The following is a 17333-nucleotide window of genomic DNA, read 5'->3' on the forward strand; positions in this document are numbered from 1 at the left end:
AAAACGTGTGTTTTTAGTCATCCTGTTTACCTCTCTCTCAAAGAGTTTAGTCTCCAGGATTCCCGGGGCGGTTCACTGATGGTTCTGACGGGCTGTATTGTGCTGGCTTCTGCGGTCGCCTTTCTCATCACTCGCCATCTCTATAATGGGATAGCCCATGCGCTACAAAATATTACCTATGTCGTGCATGATGTCCGCCGCAATCGCAATTTTTCCCGCCGCGTAAGCGACGAACAGATTGCCGAGTTTCATCTTTTTGCCCAGGACTTCAATAGCCTGCTTGATGAGATGGAAGAGTGGCATCTGCGTCTGCAGGCCAAAAACGCGCAGCTTCTGCGCACCGCGCTGCACGATCCCCTTACCGGTCTGGCGAACCGCTCGGCATTTCGCAGCAATATCGCCACCCTGATGAAAGAAGCCACTTCGCGCGCCAGTTCTGCCCTGTTATTTCTGGACGGCGATAATTTCAAATTTATCAATGATACCTGGGGCCACACCGCAGGTGATGGCGTATTGATTGAGATTGCCCGTCGGTTAATGGAGTTTGGCGGGGGTCACCATCTGGCCTATCGGCTGGGGGGAGATGAATTTGCGATGATCCTGGCAGATGTTCACTCCGATGCCGAAGTGCAGCGAATCGCCGCTGCGCTTTCCCAGCAATTTACCCGCCCGATTGACTTACACAACGGTAGTACTGCTGTAATGACACTCAGTATCGGTTATGCACTGACATGGGAGCATGCGACGGCGGAAAGTTTACTGGAGCTGGCAGACAAGAATATGTACCAGGTGAAGCAACGCCGTTCACAATCGTCCTGGTAAATGCGGACATAAAAAAGGGCCAGCCCACAGGCCAGCCCTTTTTAACAGGATGTCGCGAAAGCGAATCTTAGTTAAGACGCTCTTTGATACGAGCAGACTTACCAGTGCGCTCACGCAGGTAGTACAGTTTAGCTTTACGTACAGCACCACGACGTTTAACAGCAATGCTGTCAACTACCGGAGAGTGAGTCTGGAAGACACGCTCAACGCCTTCGCCGTTGGAAATTTTACGAACAGTGAATGCAGAGTGCAGACCGCGGTTACGAATAGCGATAACCACGCCCTCGAATGCCTGCAGACGTTTTTTGGAACCTTCAACAACCCATACTTTCACTTCCACGGTATCACCCGGACGGAAGGAAGGTACGTCCTGCTTCATCTGTTCTTGTTCAATTTGCTTAATAATGTTGCTCATAATTTAATCTCTTATCCTGGGTAAACTGATATTGGGGGCTTACGCCGTCCCATCATGTTTATGTTGCTGTTATACGTGTTCTTTTTTGAACTCCGCCAGCAACCTTGCTTGCTCTTCAGTCAGAGCCAGGTTTTCCAAAAGTTCAGGTCTTCTAAGCCAGGTGCGGCCCAGCGACTGTTTCAAACGCCAGCGACGTATCTCGGCATGGTTTCCCGACAGCAACACTGGCGGTACTTCCATCCCTTCTAACAGCTCAGGTCGAGTATAGTGTGGGCAGTCCAGTAATCCATCGGCAAAAGAATCTTCCGTTGCCGAAGCTTCATGGCCCAGAACACCCGGGATAAACCGGGAGACCGAGTCAATCAGCGTCATTGCTGGTAACTCACCACCGCTGAGTACGTAATCACCGATAGACCATTCTTCGTCAATCTCGGTTTGGATTACGCGCTCATCTATCCCTTCGTAGCGCCCGCACACCAGAATCAGTTTCTGATTCGTTGCCAGTTCGCTGACGCCCGCTTGATCAAGCTTACGTCCCTGAGGTGACAGATAAATCACTTTTGCGCCTTCACCGGCCGCATCTCTTGCTGCATGAATGGCGTCCCGTAAAGGTTGCACCATCATTAGCATCCCCGGTCCGCCGCCGTAAGGACGATCGTCCACGGTACGGTGCCGGTCATGAGCAAAGTCACGCGGACTCCAGCTCTGGATGCTCAGCAGGCCATTTTTAACTGCCCGGCCAGTTACCCCGTAGTCGGTAATCGCGCGGAACATTTCAGGAAACAGGCTAATTATGCCAATCCACATAGCGCCGTCTTTTACCGTATATCCGGAGGTTTAAAAACCAGGATCCCAATCTACTTCAATGGTTTGAGTAGCGAGATCGACTTTCTTGATAACCTGCCCATCGAGGAACGGAACCAACCGCTCCTTGATACCAAATGCATCTTTCAGGTTTGCCTTAATGACGAGAACGTCATTTGACCCGGTTTCCATCATATCGATGACTTTACCAAGACTATAACCTTCGGTGGTCACTACCTGGCAGCCCATCAGGTCTTTCCAGTAGTAGTCACCCTCTTCCAGGGTCGGCAACTGCGATGAATCCACGACAATTTCGCAATTAGTCAGCAGATTCGCAGCATCTCTGTCATCAACACCTTTCAGTTTAATAACGATATCCTGATTGTGGTAGCGCCAGCTTTCCAGCTCAATGCTCTGCCACTGACCCGCCCGTTCAATAAACCAGGGCTGATAGTCAAAAATGCTTTCGGCGTCTTCGGTGGAGGAAAACACTCTGAGCCAACCACGGATACCGTAGGAAGATCCCAGTTTACCCAGTACGATCGGATTAACAGGGCTCTGTGCGGCGTGTTGCTTGCTCATCATGACCACCGTGACAGATTAAGCTGCTTTGTTTACTGCTTTGATCAGCGTAGCTACGCGATCGGAAACGGTAGCGCCCTGGCCAACCCAGTGAGCGATACGATCCAGATCCAGGCGGGTGCCTTCTTCTTTCTCGGACGCGATCGGGTTGAAGAAGCCAACGCGCTCAATGAAGCGACCGTTGCGTGCATTACGGCTGTCGGTGACAACAACCTGGTAGAACGGACGCTTTTTAGCGCCGTGACGAGCTAAACGAATAGTTACCATAACATCCTCTTGTGTGAATAAAACACCAGGCCCCATCGAGGAACGGAGCCCGGTGTCATATTAAAAGCCCGAAAATTTTACTGATTTTTGGGGAAAATGCAATCAGCAGTTTAGAAACTGTGATATCGAGACCGTCGGCGTTGCAGCCAGTTTGGTGCCGGCGTGCGCGCAGCCACCGGAGCGTACACGCAGTATGTGAGGATGGCGAGCACACCCCGGTGCCAAAATGGCCAATAAGCCAGGTCGATTTAGCCTTAGCGGCCAGGGAACCCCGGCGGCATCATCCCCTTCATACTCCGCATCATCTTCGCCATACCGCCCTTCTTCATCTTCTTCATCATGCGCTGCATGTCGTCGAACTGTTTCAGAAGGCGGTTAACGTCCTGCACCTGCATACCGCAGCCTGCAGCGATACGGCGCTTGCGGGAACCTTTGATGATGTCCGGGTTAGCACGCTCTTTAAAGGTCATCGAGTTGATGATGGCTTCCATACGCACCAGCACTTTGTCATCCATCTGTGCTTTCACGTTGTCCGGAATCTGCCCCATGCCCGGCAGCTTGCCCATCAGGCTTGCCATACCACCCATGTTTTTCATCTGACGCAGCTGTTCCAGGAAGTCGGTCAGGTCGAAACCGTCACCTTTTTTCAGTTTAGACGCCAGCTTCTCAGCCTGTGCGCGGTCAACTTTGCTTTCAATATCTTCGATCAGCGACAGAACGTCACCCATACCGAGAATACGAGAGGCGATACGGTCCGGATGGAACGGCTCCAGCGCTTCGGTTTTCTCGCCGACGCCGAGGAACTTGATCGGTTTACCGGTGATATGACGAATAGAGAGTGCCGCACCGCCACGGGCGTCACCGTCCACTTTGGTTAACACAACGCCGGTCAGCGGCAGCGCTTCATTAAACGCTTTTGCGGTATTCGCCGCATCCTGACCGGTCATGGCATCAACAACAAACAGGGTTTCAACCGGATTAATCGCGGCATGTACCTGTTTGATTTCGTCCATCATCGCTTCGTCAACGTGCAGACGACCGGCGGTATCCACCAGCAGCACGTCGTAAAACTTGAGCTTCGCTTCTTTCAGCGCGGCATTAACGATATCCACCGGCTTTTGTGCGGCATCAGATGGGAAGAAATCGACGTCCACCTGCTGCGCAAGGGTTTCCAGTTGTTTGATCGCCGCCGGACGATAAACATCCGCGGAAACGACCATGACTTTCTTCTTGTGCTTCTCGCGCAAGAATTTACCCAGTTTACCGACACTGGTGGTTTTACCTGCACCCTGCAGGCCCGCCATCAGCACAACGGCAGGCGGTTGAGCGGCCAGGTTTAACACCTGGTTCTCCTCACCCATGGCTGAAACCAGCTCGTTGCGCACGATTTTGACGAACTCCTGACCCGGGGTCAGGCTCTTATTCACTTCATGACCAACCGCTTTTTCTTTTACACGGCTGATAAAATCACGCACGACCGGCAAGGCGACGTCCGCTTCCAGCAGCGCCATACGCACTTCACGCAGCGTGTCTTTAATGTTGTCTTCAGTGAGGCGTCCACGACCACTGATATTGCGCAGGGTGCGCGATAAACGATCGGTTAAATTATCAAACATTGTCTCTCGCCTGAGGTAAAACGATGGGCCGCCTGGGCGACGCATAACAGAAATTTGCGGCAGTATAACATGAAGACATTACTGATGTATGTGATGCAACGGTTGGAGCCGGAGTCACGTGACGTTATACTGCATCTCTTTCTTCTCAGGTCAACTGTCGACGCCACTATGCCCGTGTTCGCCTTAATTTCTCTTGCCGCCTATTCCATCAGCCTCGCACTGATCGTTCCCGGTTTGCTGCAGAAAAACAGCGGTTGGCGGCGCATGGCAATTTTATCGGCGGTTGTCGCGCTGATGTTTCACGGCTTCGCGCTTAAAGAGCGTCTGTTCCCGGACGATGGCGGGCAAAACTTAAGCCTGTTGAACGTCGGTTCGCTGGTCAGCCTGATGATCTGTACGGTAATGACCATTGTGGCATCGAAAAATCGCGGCTGGCTGCTGCTGCCTATCGTCTATACCTTTGCGCTAATCAACCTCGCCTTCGCCATTTTTGTGCCAAATGAGTACATCACGCATCTCGAAGCCACACCCGGTATGATGATCCACATTGGGCTGTCGCTCTTCTCCTACGCCACGCTGATTATCGCCGCGATGTACGCGCTACAGCTGGCGTGGATTGACTATCAGCTTAAAAATAAGCGACTGGCATTCAGCAGCGAAATGCCACCGTTAATGAGCATTGAGCGTAAAATGTTTCATATCACGCAGATTGGCGTGGTGTTGCTGACATTGACGCTGTGCACGGGGCTCTTCTTTCTGAAAAACCTGTTCAGCATGGAAAATATCGACAAAGCCGTCCTGTCGATCATTGCCTGGTTTCTCTATATCGTACTGCTGTGGGGCCATTATCATAAAGGGTGGCGCGGGCGCCCTGTCGTGTGGTTTAACGTCGCAGGCGCGAGCATTTTAACGCTGGCCTATTTTGGCAGCCGCGTTCTGCAGCATTTCTTAAGTTAAGAAGGAGTTCCCCCTGGAACACATTTCCACCACGACGCTGATCGTCACCCTGATCATCATGGTGGTGATTTCGGCGTACTTCTCCGGTTCTGAAACCGGCATGATGACTGTAAACCGTTATCGCCTGCGTCATCTGGCAAAGCAGGGCCATCGTAGCGCTAAGCGCGTCGAAAAACTGCTGCGTAAACCTGACCGTCTTATCAGCCTGGTATTGATTGGTAATAACCTCGTCAATATCCTCGCTTCCGCGCTGGGGACTATTGTCGGCATGCGCTTATACGGTAATGCCGAGGTGGCGATTGCCACCGGCGTGCTGACCTTCGTCGTACTGGTGTTTGCCGAAGTCCTGCCAAAAACCATCGCCGCACTCTATCCCGAGAAAGTCGCCTTTCCCAGCAGCGTACTGTTAGTGCCACTGCAAATCATCATGATGCCACTGGTCTGGCTGCTAAATAGTGTGACGCGCGTATTGATGCGAATGGTCGGTATCAAAGCGGACATCGTGATCAGCGGCGCACTCAGCAAAGATGAGCTGCGCACCATCGTGAACGAGTCCCGCACCAAGATTTCCCGACGCAATCAGGACATGCTGCTGTCGATTCTGGACCTGGAAAAAGTGAGCGTGGATGACATCATGGTGCCGCGCAGCGATATCGTCGGTATCAATATCAACGACGACTGGAAGTCGATCGTGCGTCAGCTTACCCACTCGCCGCATGGCCGTATCGTGCTGTACCGGGATACCCTTGACGATGCCATCAGTATGCTGCGGTTGCGCGAAGCCTACCGTCTGATGACGGAGAAAAAAGAGTTCACCAAAGAGGTGATGCTGCGCGCCGCCGATGAGATTTACTACGTGCCGGAAGGTACGCCACTCAGCATACAGTTGGTCAAATTTCAGCGTAATAAGAAGAAAGTCGGCCTGGTGGTGGACGAATACGGTGACATTCAGGGGCTGATTACGGTGGAAGATATTCTCGAAGAGATTGTCGGGGATTTTACGACATCAATGTCACCGTCGCTGGCCGAAGAAGTGACGCCACAGAATGACGATTCAGTGATTATTGATGGCAGCGCCAACGTACGCGAGCTGAATAAAGCGTTTAACTGGCAGCTACCCGAAGCGGAAGCCCGGACGATTAACGGGATGTTACTGGAAGCGCTGGAAGAGATCCCGGCCGCCGGCACGCGCGTGCGCATCGAGCATTACGACATTGATATTCTCGACGTACAGGACAACATGATTAAACAAGTCCGCGTCATTCCGGTGAAATCCCTACGCGACAGCGTGGCGGAATAACGCTGTTACCCCCTATCTTCGCAGAGAGAGGGGGTAACGTAAGGGAGAATTAACCCTTTGCTTTAGCCACTGTCACCATGGCAGCACGGATCGTACGGCCATTCAGGGTAAAGCCTTTCTGCATGACGCCCAGCACGTTACCGGCTGCCACATCCTCAGACTCCACCATCGCAATAGCCTGATGCACGTTCGGATCCAGCGGGACGTGGGTCTCGGCAACCACTTCCACACCGAATTTTTTCACCACGTCGAGCATGGATTTCAACGTTAATTCAATGCCTTCGACCATTGAGGACATGTCAGCATTGTTCTTGTCCGCCACTTCCAGCGCGCGCTCAAGGCTATCAATGACCGGCAGCAGCTCGTTGACGAATTTTTCCAGCGCGAACTTATGCACTTTCTCTACGTCAAGCTCAGTGCGACGACGCAGGTTTTCCATTTCGGCTTTAATACGCAGAACACCATCACGCTCGCGGTTCTGCGCTTCAACCAGTTGCGCTTCGAGGTTGGCAATCTTCTCATCACGCGAGTCCACATGCTCAGCAGAAGCGTCTGGTTCAACTGCCTCAACTTCCTCGTGCTGATCCATGATAATTTCTTCCGGGGCTTGCCCGTCAGGCGTTTTCTGTTCTTTACTACTCATGAATTTCTCCGCGTTTTTTCGCATTCATCTCGCTAACTTCGCTTATTATGGGGATCAGTTTCCGGGTTTCAAGGGAACGCGACACATTGTCATCATTCATTTGGCACAAGGACCACCAGAAAATGGCTCATCATTTCAAGTGTATTGGTATTGTCGGTCATCCACGCCACCCCACCGCGCTGACCACACATGAAATGCTCTATCGCTGGCTGTGTACAAAAGGGTATGACGTCATTGTCGAACAACAGATTGCACAAGAGTTACAGCTTAAAAACGTGCGTACCGGTACGCTGGCGGAAATTGGCCAACAGGCGGTTCTCGCGGTGGTGGTCGGCGGTGACGGTAATATGCTGGGTGCCGCTCGTACGCTGGCGCGCTACGACATTAAAGTCATTGGTATCAACCGTGGCAATCTGGGCTTTCTGACCGACCTTGATCCGGATAATGCGCACCAGCAGTTAGCTGATGTACTGGAAGGTCATTATATTTCTGAGCAGCGTTTTTTGCTTGAAGTTCAGGTCTGCCAGCAGGATTGCCAGAAACGCATCTGCACGGCGATTAATGAAGTCGTCCTGCACCCGGGCAAAGTCGCCCATATGATTGAGTTCGAAGTCTACATCGATGAGGTTTTCGCCTTCTCTCAACGTTCTGATGGTCTGATTGTCTCCACTCCCACAGGCTCTACGGCCTATTCGCTCTCCGCGGGCGGACCAATTCTCACCCCGTCACTGGACGCCATCGCACTGGTGCCGATGTTCCCGCATACGCTTACCGCCCGTCCGCTGGTTATCAACAGCAGCAGCACCATTCGCCTGCGTTTCTCGCATCGCCGTAGCGATCTGGAAGTCAGCTGCGACAGCCAAATCGCCCTGCCAATCCAGGAAGGTGAAGATGTGTTAATTCGCCGATGCGATTACCACCTCAACCTGATACATCCTAAAGATTACAGCTATTTCAATACATTAAGCTCTAAACTCGGCTGGTCAAAAAAATTGTTCTGAAAACGTAGCCAGGGGCTTTACTGTATAAAAAACCAGTTTATACTGTATGTAATTACAGTTATGGTTTTTCATACAGGAAAACAGCTATGTTGGCACAACTGACCATCAGCAACTTTGCGATTGTTCGTGAGCTCGAGATCGATTTCCACAGCGGAATGACGGCTATCACGGGTGAGACAGGTGCAGGTAAATCCATCGCGATTGATGCGTTGGGGCTTTGCCTCGGTGGTCGTGCCGAAGCCGACATGGTGCGTGCCGGAGCGGCACGTGCTGACCTGTGCGCCCGTTTTGCCCTGAAAGATACCCCTGCGGCACAGCGCTGGCTGGAAGCGAATCAACTTGAAGACGGGCGTGAGTGTTTACTTCGCCGAGTAATTAGCAGCGACGGGCGTTCTCGTGGTTTTATCAACGGTACGGCGGTCCCGCTTTCCCAGTTGCGCGAACTGGGGCAGTTGCTGATTCAAATCCACGGCCAGCACGCACATCAGCTGTTAGTGAAATCTGAGCATCAGAAAGCGCTGCTGGATGGCTATGCCGGTGAGTATGCGCTTACTCAACAAATGGCCGAACACTACCGCCAGTGGCATACCAGCTGCAGTGAACTGGCACTGCATCAGCAGCAAAGCCAGGAACGCACCGCACGCGCCGAACTGCTGCACTATCAGTTGAAAGAGCTTAACGAATTCAACCCGCAGCCGGGTGAATTTGAGCAGATTGATGAAGAGTACAAACGCCTCGCCAACAGCGGCCAGTTGCTGAGCACCAGTCAGCATGTGCTGAATTTGCTGGCGGACGGTGAAGACGCCAACCTGCAAAGCCAGCTCTATACCGCACGCCAGATGGTGACCGAACTGGCCGGTATGGATGCCAGCCTGTCCGGTATCCTTAATATGCTCGAAGAAGCGGCCATTCAGGTCAGTGAAGCCAGCGATGAGCTGCGCCATTATTGTGACCGTCTGGATCTCGACCCAAACCGCCTGTATGAACTTGAGCAGCGTATTTCAAAACAGATTTCACTGGCGCGTAAACATCATGTCAGCCCGGAAGCCCTGCCACAGTTCCACCAATCACTGCTGGATGAACAGCAGCAGCTTGACGATCAGGCCGACTCTCAGGAAACCCTGAAACTGGCGGCGGCGAAGCACCACCAACTGGCGCTGGAAGCAGCCCGTCAGCTTCATACCCAGCGGGTACACTACGCGCAGGAACTGGGGCAGCTTATTACTGAAAGTATGCATATGCTCTCGATGCCGCACGGGGTGTTTGATATTGACGTCGGCTTTGATGAGTACACGCTGACGGCTGACGGCGCAGACCGCATTGAGTTCCGCGTGACCACCAACCCTGGTCAACCTCTGCAGGCCATTTCCAAAGTCGCCTCCGGCGGTGAACTGTCACGTATTGCACTGGCCATTCAGGTTATCACCGCACGGAAGATGGAAACCCCGGCGCTGATTTTCGACGAAGTGGATGTGGGTATCAGCGGCCCGACCGCTGCGGTCGTCGGCAAACTTCTGCGTCAATTGGGCGAATCCACCCAGGTCATGTGCGTGACTCACCTGCCTCAGGTGGCAGGCTGTGGGCACCACCACTTCTATGTCAGCAAAGAAACTGACGGCGCGATGACCGAAACCCACATGCAGCCTTTGGATAAACGTGCGCGTTTGCAGGAGCTTGCACGCCTGTTAGGCGGTAGTGAAGTGACCCGAAATACGCTGGCAAATGCGAAAGAGCTACTCGCTGCGTAAACTTTTTGCCATTAGTACGGTCTCAGTACACGATAAATTCGCCGTCAGACCAGGTCGCAAAGGTTTTAAACTGGCTAAAGGTCTATTATTATCGGCACATTACAAATGAGCCACGTACTGTTCGGGCCCGAAAAGGAATCAAATCACTATGCGCTGTAAAATGCTGACTGCTGCCGCAGCGGTTCTTCTGATGTTGACCGCAGGCTGTTCCACTCTGGAACGCGTGGTTTACCGTCCTGATATCAATCAGGGGAACTACCTGACTCCGAATGACGTTTCTAAAATCCGCGTAGGGATGACGCAACAGCAGGTTGCATACGCATTAGGTACGCCGATGATGACCGATCCATTCGGCAGCAGCACCTGGTTCTATGTGTTCCGCCAGCAGCCGGGGCATGAAGATGTCACCCAGCAGACGCTGACCCTTACCTTTAACAGCAGCGGTGTGTTAACCAATATTGATAACAAACCCGCACTGACAAAAGAGTAATCGCAGGATCAGGAATGGCGCCCAACGGCGCCATTTTTCATTTCAGGAGGAAGAAAATCGTGGCCGTGCCGGAAAGCAAAACTGCCTTACTGGAAGCAATGGAAAAATCAGCCCTCGCCCTGCGCAAAAAACTCGCGCGTATTCCACCAGAAATCGCTTATCAGGAATGCCTTGAAGGGCACGTGGCCGGGAGCCGCATGAGCGCCGCTAATCTCGTCAGCTATCTGATTGGCTGGGGAGAGCAGGTCCTCTACTGGCATCAGCAGGAAGCCGCCGGCGAGGAGATAGATTTTCCGGCAAAAGGCGTTAAATGGAATGAACTGGGAAAACTCGCGCAAAAATACTACGCGGATTACCAGCATATTACGTCATGGCCGACGCTGCTCGCCATGCTGGAAGAGAATCAACAACGGCTACTGACCCTGGTGAATAACTACAGTGACGATGCGCTGTATCACCAGCCCTGGTACGGCAAGTGGACGCGCGGTCGCATGATTCAATTCAACAGCGCTTCGCCGTACAAAAATGCCAGCACCAGGCTGAACGTCCTGTTAAAAACGCTCGCTGAGTCTGCCTGAACAGAATTATTTCTTCGCCGCTTTCTCCGCACGCTGTCTGCGCAACTCTTTCGGGTCAGCAATTAACGGACGGTAGATTTCGATACGATCGCCATCGGCGACAACATCGTGCAGCTTCGCCGGGCGGCTATAGATGCCCACTTTGTTCTGGCTAAGATCGATATCCGTGCGCAGCTCTAGCAGGCCAGAGGCAACAATCGCTTGTTCAATGGTTGCCCCTTCCTCCAGGCTCACCCGCTGCAGGTACTGTTTTTCCGGCAGCGCGTACGCCACTTCCACCACAATCTTACCCGACACGGTAGACCTCTTTCGCACGGATGGTGAAGGCTTCTACCATATTGGCCGCCAGTTCTTTGAAGATGCGTCCAAACGCCAGCTCAATCAGCTTGTTAGTGAATTCGAAATCAAGGTTAAATTCGATGCGACAGGCGTCTGGCGAGAGCGGCGTAAATTTCCAGCCCCCCATCAATTTCTTGAACGGGCCATCGACCAGATGCATCAAAATGGTTTGATTTGCCGTTAAGGTATTTCGCGTTGTGAAAGTTTTACTGATCCCCGCTTTCGAGACATCCACCGCCGCAGTCATCTGCGTCGGGCCGGACTGCAGCACGCGGCTTCCCGTGCACCCTGGCAGAAACTGCGGGTAGGAATTCACATCGTTAACCAATTCATACATTTGTTCCGCGCTGTAAGGCACCAGCGCAGAGCGACTAATCTGAGGCATAGCTTTTCCTGCGATCACACAATCGCCAAATAATAACATTTCCCATACATGAAAGGAAAACGCTATGCCGGAACTCGTGCTAAGATAACGCGTTGAACCTCAAAGGATGCAATGAGGTCTTTTTGGATATCAGATTACCAATGGCTTCACGACACTTATGACGAAGAAAAAAGTACACAAACCCGGTTCCGCCACTATCGCGATGAATAAGCGCGCCCGCCACGAATACTTTATTGAAGAAGAGTTTGAGGCTGGTCTGTCCCTGCAGGGCTGGGAAGTCAAATCCCTGCGCGCAGGCAAAGCCAACATCGGCGACAGCTATGTGATTCTGAAAGATGGCGAAGCGTACCTGTTCGGCGCCAACTTCACTCCGCTGGCGGTGGCCTCAAGCCACTACGTCTGCGACCCAACCCGCACGCGCAAGCTGCTGCTCAACCAGCGCGAGCTGGACAGCCTCTACGGCCGTGTTAACCGCGAAGGTTACACCGTTGTCGCGCTGTCGCTGTACTGGAAAAACGCCTGGTGCAAAGTCAAAATCGGCGTCGCGAAAGGCAAGAAACAGCACGATAAACGTTCCGATCTTAAAGAGCGTGAATGGCAGTTGGATAAAGCCCGTATTATGAAAAACGCAGGCCGTTAATCCACGCCTGACGGACACTTCCCCTGTGGGAGTGTCCGGGTAATTACCTTTCCCGCAGCGCTTCGTTCACCTTGTTCAGCGGTTTAATCAGATAATCCAGTACCGATTTCTGTCCGGTTTTGATCTCTACGTTCGCCACCATCCCCGGCAAAATCGGGAAACGTTTGCCGTTACGGTTTTCCAGTTCCGCCGTTTTGGTTCGTACATACACGCGGTAATAGAACTGATCGCGACGCACCTCATCCTGCAAGGTATCCGGCGACACAATTTCCACGATGCCCTCCAGATTGCCATAGATAGATGAATCATAGGCCGTCACTTTCACCGTCGCAGGCAGGCCAGGGCGAATATAGGCAATGTCACGCGGGTTAATACGCGTTTCCACCAGCAGTTGATCTTCAAGTGGCACGATCTCCATCAGCTTACCGCCGGGTTGCAATACGCCACCGACAGTGGTGACCTGAATATCCTTCACGATCCCGCGCACCGGCGAGAAAAGGGTCGCACGATCGAGCTGATCCGCCTTCCCTGCCATCACCTGCAATTGAGCGTCGAGGTCAGCGTTGTTTTTTACCTGCTCTTCACGCGCTCGCACCGCAAACTGGTTACGCGCTTCGTCAATCTTTCCTTTCAGTTCAGTAGCCTGACGCTGCAGGCGGATGACCTCGACGTCGCTTGCCGCCCCTCTCGCCACCAGCGGCTGAGTCATTTTGAGCTCGGCATTCACCAGCTTTAGCGCTTGTTGCAGGTTGGCCACGGTTTCATCCAGGTTACGTCGGCGAGATTCATACAGCTGGCGTTCACGCGCCACCAGCTCCGGTTCCCGCATCGACTCCGCGCTAAAACGCAGTGGCTCACCGGTCAGCTCAGAACGTAAGCGCTCACTGGAAGCCCGTAACGCACGCGCACGCGCCGCAGCCTCACCATAGTTAGACTGAAAACGCGTTGGATCGAGACGGGCCAGCATCTGACCGCGTTCAACAATATCCCCCTCTTTAACCATCAGCGCGCTGACGATACCGCCGTCCAGACTCTCTATCACCTGCGCATGGGTCGCCGGGGTTATTTTCCCGGTGCCTACCGTCACCTCATCAAGAATGGCCCATGACGACCAGAAGACAAAAAGCGCCAGGCCAATCAGCGTCAGCCAGATCACCGATGAATAAAACCGCCCCTGGCGTGCCAGGTCATCCTGCATTGAGAGTTGGCTCATCGGGGTTCCTCAGGCGACAGACGCCACGTTGCTGTTGCGCGCCGCCTGTTTAAGCAGCGTATCGCGTGGCCCATCCGCCACTACTTTGCCGTTCTCCATCACCACAATGCGATCCACCAGGGTGAGCAATGCAGGACGATGGGTCACCAGAATCAACGTCCGCCCGGTCAGCCACTGCTGGAGCTGGCGGATAACCCAGGCTTCCAGCTGTTCATCCATCGATGCCGTCGGCTCATCCAGCAGCACAATTTGCGGATTGCGCACAATCAACCGACTCAGCAGTACCATTTGCCGCTGACCGCCGGACAACCCGCGCCCGCCTTCATTGATGATGCGATCGAGGCTGGCCGCATCCTGTTGAATGATGCCGATAGCACCGCTGATGCGCAGCGCCTGAATCAGCTCCGCTTCAGTGGCATGCGGGTGCCCAAGCATCAGGTTTTGTCGCAGCGTGCCGAAGAAAAGCCGTGAATCCTGCGACAGGTACCCTACCTGGCGGCGCACGTCGGTAGGATCAATATGCGCCATGTCCACACCATCAATGATGATCTTGCCTTTACTCGTCTGCGCCTGGCCGGAAAACAGTTTGAGCAACGTTGATTTGCCCGCCCCGGTTTTACCAAGGATAGCCACTCGCTCACCGGGTTTGATTTCCAGCTCGCCAATCTGTACCGCCTGCTCACCTTTTTCGATGTCATAGCTGTACTGCACCTGCTGAAGCTGGTAATGACCGGCCAGCACCGGGCAGTGAGCCATCTTTTTATCCGCTTCTTTATCAAGCGGTTTTTTCAGCAAATCATTCAGCCCGGTCATCGCCATTTTGGCGTGCTGCCAGCGAGAAAAGACCATCGTGAGCTGCATCAACGGCGCAATGGTCCGTGAAGAAAGCAGACTACAGGCGACCAGCGTACCGGTGGTGATCGAAGAATCCAGCACAAGGAAAGAGCCGTAAACCAGCATCCCGGCGTAGGTGATTTGCTGCACGGTAGAGGCCCAGCCGCTCAGTCTGGCCCCCCAGACGCGTTGCTTCATCCCGATATTCGCCCCCACCGAATGGGTATGCTCCCACTGGCGTTGGAAATAGGGCTCCGCCTGCAGAGCTTTAATATCTTCGACACCCTCAATCGACTCCACCAGCACGGCGTTACGAATGGCGCTTTCACGCATCCCTTCTTTGGCCAGCTTCGCCATCGGCCATTGCACCAGAATGCCAGGGATAACAATCAGCGGAATGGCGATAAGCGGAATAGCCACCAGCGGCCCGCCCACCAGCGCCATAATGGCGAGGAACAGCAGGACAAAGGGGATATCCATCGCCGCGCCGACGGTGGTTGAAGTGAGCAGCTCACGCACCTGGTCTATTTCACGCAGTTGCGAGATAAACGAACCTGTCGATTTCGGCCGTGAATCGTTTTTTATCGCCAGTGCGCGGGCAAAAAAGAGCGAGGAGACTTTCAGGTCGATATGTTTCCCCATGATGTCCGAAACATGAGTTCGCGCCAGACGGATAAAATATTCAAACGCAGCGGCAAACAGCACACCAATAAACAGCACCCACAGAGTCGGAAAGGATTGCGCAGGAATGACGCGGTCGTACACCTGCATAGAGAAGAGAATCCCCCCCAGCGCCAGTACGTTACTGGTGACCGAGGCGAGTGCGATTTCCGATAGCTTCCGCCCCGTATGGCGAAAATTCTGCCAGAACCAGTGTTCTTCCCACGGACGGGTAAAATCATCCACCCGGGAATCACGACCACGGGCGGCAATCCCCAACATCACCGCATCAGGTTTTACGCGTGTGAGCAGCGTTTCCAGTGGCTCTTCACGTACCAGATCGCCGCCATCGCTGAGCCAGTAGGTGACCAGACCATCGGCATCCAGTGACTCCAGCAGCATCAGCTCACCGCTTTCCAGTTGCACAATGATCGGGATATTTTGCGCATTCCAGCGCACGTTTTTTAACGGCACGATGCGAGCCTGCAATCCCATCAGGCCGCTCAAACGAGCGAGACGGTCAGCAAGGGGCAGCGTTTCAAACCAGCGCATTTGCTGGCGCACTGCGGGGGCGTCCGCCGGCAGGCCAAAGCGCCCCGCCGCACGGACCATGACATTAATCCAGCTTTCGGTATTCGACTCTTGCATGACAGCTCCTGCGCGATCAGCGCTTACAGTGCGGGGAGATCGTCACCCACGGTACGACTGCGCTCAATGCCCAGCATATCGAGTAAATTGTCCGCCGCCGCATAGCGCACGGCAGCGTCCCATGCGTCATAGCGTGCACCGATTGACGAGGTATCCGCCTGGAACACATCCTGCTCAATGCTGAGCAGATCGTTCAGGCTGCGTTTGCTCAGACGGTATTCGTCCCGGTAGACACCGCGGGCGCGTTCGGCGCTCATAAACTGCAAGTCCCCCGCCTGTTGACGCTGCTGCGCTCCGGTCAAATCCGCCCATGCGGTCGCGGCACGTTGGTTGATGTCGAGCTTGCTCGCCTCGACCGCCGCTTCCGCGCTGGCGCGATCGCCTTCTGCCGCATCTACGCGCGCGCTGACCGCGCCGCCCTGATAGATAGGCGCATCCACCACCAGTTGTACTTCGTCATCCCAGTAGCTGCTGTTGTTGGTTTCATAACGCGTTCTGCCCGCCTGAACGGAGAGGGTTGGCCAGTGCTGGGCCTGCGCCTGACGGATACGCTCCCGTGCGGCCAGCTGTTTTGACTGCGCGCTGCGTGCCGCATTATTTTGTTCATACGGCAGCGATGCGAGGGTGATTTTTTGCTTCATCAAATCATCAGGCAGGTCCGGCAGTGCGTTCGACATAACGCCGGTCAATACGCTGAGCGCCGCCTGCGCCGAACGCGTTTGTGCCTCGTACTGGGCCAGGATGGCATTTAACGCGGCGATACGCGACTGCGCCTGCAGGACGTCAGACTGGGAACTCAACCCCGCCTGGGCACGCAGCACCGCCATGTCTTCCACATTTTTTAGCGACGTAATGTTGGTGCGCGCCGCCTGTGCCAGTGCCTGATAGCGTTTGACCTGCAGGTAATACTGCAGCGTCTGCATGCCGACATCATTGAGGGTGCTGTAAAGATCGAAGCGGTAGGCATCAGACAAGTTGTGTTGCTCATCGATACTGCCGCCGGTTTTGCCAAAATCATAAAGGAGCTGTTTGAGACTCACGCCCCCGGAACCGTTGTTGTTCAGGGATCCGGCTGAGTCAGTTCGGTGTGAACGTCCGGCATTGCCCTGCAACGAGACCTGGGGAAACCAGGCACTTTTTGCCTCTTGCAGATTGGCTTTACCAACGCGAATTTGCGCTGCCGCCTGCGCGATTTTTGGATTGCGCGCAAACGCACGCAGAATGGCCTCTTTGATGGTCAGTTGCGCCTGGAGTTGCTCGCTCGGCGCCGCCTGCCATTTATATTGTATTTCTCCATACGCCGGTATTGCGCATATCCCAGGCATCACCAATAGCAACAAACTCATGACCTTCGTTTTCATGTTCCACCTTTGGGTTGCCCGTGGTGATAT

At 53.8% G+C, this 17333-nt stretch carries 19 protein-coding genes; 8 read left to right on the forward strand and 11 right to left on the reverse strand.

The genetic code is table 11. From position 1 onward, the window contains the following. Positions 1–822, forward strand: an 822-nt coding sequence (gene dgcN / locus ACSZPU_RS08355) for a diguanylate cyclase DgcN/YfiN (protein ID WP_498997476.1), incomplete at its 5' end; no start/stop codon positions are given. A 67-nt stretch (positions 823–889) separates the two neighbouring features. Here dgcN and rplS read toward each other — a convergent pair. The 5 genes from rplS to ffh all read right to left on the reverse strand — a co-directional run bounded on the left by rplS (position 890) and on the right by ffh (position 4506). Beyond that, on the reverse strand, positions 890–1237 hold the full coding sequence (gene rplS, locus ACSZPU_RS08360; RefSeq protein ID WP_006178051.1) for a 50S ribosomal protein L19: 348 nt from the start codon (positions 1235–1237) through the stop codon (positions 890–892). Positions 1238–1306: 69 nt separating this feature from the next. Further along, positions 1307–2044, reverse strand: coding sequence for a tRNA (guanosine(37)-N1)-methyltransferase TrmD (gene trmD / locus ACSZPU_RS08365; RefSeq protein WP_498997477.1), 738 nt, complete (start codon positions 2042–2044; stop codon positions 1307–1309). 30 nt (positions 2045–2074) lie between these two features. Further along, complete coding sequence (gene rimM, locus ACSZPU_RS08370) at positions 2075–2623, reverse strand: ribosome maturation factor RimM (protein ID WP_498997479.1); 549 nt, start codon at positions 2621–2623, stop codon at positions 2075–2077. 18 nt (positions 2624–2641) lie between these two features. Then, positions 2642–2890, reverse strand: coding sequence for a 30S ribosomal protein S16 (gene rpsP, locus ACSZPU_RS08375; RefSeq protein ID WP_498997480.1), 249 nt, complete (start codon positions 2888–2890; stop codon positions 2642–2644). Between the two features lie 254 nt (positions 2891–3144). Then, positions 3145–4506 (reverse strand): signal recognition particle protein, encoded by a 1362-nt coding sequence (ffh, locus tag ACSZPU_RS08380; protein ID WP_498997483.1) that lies wholly within the window; start codon positions 4504–4506, stop codon positions 3145–3147. Positions 4507–4674: 168 nt separating this feature from the next. Between ffh and ACSZPU_RS08385 the strand changes: the two genes are divergently transcribed. Continuing rightward, complete coding sequence (locus tag ACSZPU_RS08385) at positions 4675–5463, forward strand: cytochrome C assembly family protein (protein ID WP_498997503.1); 789 nt, start codon at positions 4675–4677, stop codon at positions 5461–5463. Positions 5464–5476: 13 nt separating this feature from the next. After that, on the forward strand, positions 5477–6763 hold the full coding sequence (locus ACSZPU_RS08390; RefSeq protein ID WP_498997504.1) for an HlyC/CorC family transporter: 1287 nt from the start codon (positions 5477–5479) through the stop codon (positions 6761–6763). Between the two features lie 49 nt (positions 6764–6812). On the opposite strand, the gene grpE is transcribed toward ACSZPU_RS08390, so the two are convergent. After that, on the reverse strand, positions 6813–7406 hold the full coding sequence (grpE, locus tag ACSZPU_RS08395; RefSeq protein WP_498997484.1) for a nucleotide exchange factor GrpE: 594 nt from the start codon (positions 7404–7406) through the stop codon (positions 6813–6815). 122 nt (positions 7407–7528) lie between these two features. Here grpE and nadK point away from each other — a divergent pair, with 122 nt between their 5' ends. From nadK to ACSZPU_RS08415, 4 genes are all read left to right on the forward strand, one after another. Further along, positions 7529–8407, forward strand: a complete 879-nt coding sequence (nadK, locus tag ACSZPU_RS08400; RefSeq protein WP_498997486.1) for an NAD(+) kinase — start codon at positions 7529–7531, stop codon at positions 8405–8407. Positions 8408–8493: 86 nt separating this feature from the next. Then, complete coding sequence (gene recN, locus ACSZPU_RS08405) at positions 8494–10155, forward strand: DNA repair protein RecN (protein ID WP_498997488.1); 1662 nt, start codon at positions 8494–8496, stop codon at positions 10153–10155. Positions 10156–10303: 148 nt separating this feature from the next. Further along, positions 10304–10645: an outer membrane protein assembly factor BamE gene (gene bamE, locus ACSZPU_RS08410; protein ID WP_498997490.1), complete on the forward strand. Its 342-nt coding sequence runs from the start codon at positions 10304–10306 to the stop codon at positions 10643–10645. A 59-nt stretch (positions 10646–10704) separates the two neighbouring features. Continuing rightward, positions 10705–11223, forward strand: coding sequence for a ClbS/DfsB family four-helix bundle protein (locus tag ACSZPU_RS08415; protein WP_498997507.1), 519 nt, complete (start codon positions 10705–10707; stop codon positions 11221–11223). A 6-nt stretch (positions 11224–11229) separates the two neighbouring features. On the opposite strand, the gene ACSZPU_RS08420 is transcribed toward ACSZPU_RS08415, so the two are convergent. After that, on the reverse strand, positions 11230–11520 hold the full coding sequence (locus tag ACSZPU_RS08420) for an RnfH family protein (protein ID WP_498997492.1): 291 nt from the start codon (positions 11518–11520) through the stop codon (positions 11230–11232). Beyond that, positions 11510–11947 (reverse strand): type II toxin-antitoxin system RatA family toxin, encoded by a 438-nt coding sequence (locus ACSZPU_RS08425; RefSeq protein ID WP_498997493.1) that lies wholly within the window; start codon positions 11945–11947, stop codon positions 11510–11512. Before ACSZPU_RS08425 ends, ACSZPU_RS08420 begins: the two co-directional genes overlap by 11 nt. A gap of 157 nt (positions 11948–12104) precedes the next feature. On the opposite strand from ACSZPU_RS08425, the gene smpB reads away from it, so the two are divergent. After that, the gene (gene smpB, locus ACSZPU_RS08430; protein WP_039077570.1) at positions 12105–12587 is read left to right on the forward strand and encodes an SsrA-binding protein SmpB; all 483 of its coding nucleotides are present in this window, start codon (positions 12105–12107) and stop codon (positions 12585–12587) included. 43 nt (positions 12588–12630) lie between these two features. Here the strand turns inward: smpB and ACSZPU_RS08435 are convergent, their stop codons facing one another. From ACSZPU_RS08435 to ACSZPU_RS08445, 3 genes are read right to left on the reverse strand one after another with little or no spacing between them, the layout of a single operon-like run. Next, positions 12631–13800, reverse strand: a complete 1170-nt coding sequence (locus ACSZPU_RS08435) for a beta-barrel domain-containing protein (protein WP_498997496.1) — start codon at positions 13798–13800, stop codon at positions 12631–12633. Between the two features lie 9 nt (positions 13801–13809). After that, entirely contained in the window at positions 13810–15942 is a 2133-nt protein-coding gene (locus ACSZPU_RS08440; RefSeq protein ID WP_498997498.1) for a type I secretion system permease/ATPase, read from the reverse strand. 23 nt (positions 15943–15965) lie between these two features. Continuing rightward, on the reverse strand, positions 15966–17267 hold the full coding sequence (locus tag ACSZPU_RS08445; RefSeq protein ID WP_498997510.1) for a TolC family outer membrane protein: 1302 nt from the start codon (positions 17265–17267) through the stop codon (positions 15966–15968). Positions 17268–17333: the final 66 nt, after the last annotated feature.

This window comes from Phytobacter sp. V69, from assembly GCF_965644215.1.
GTDB lineage: Bacteria > Pseudomonadota > Gammaproteobacteria > Enterobacterales > Enterobacteriaceae > Phytobacter.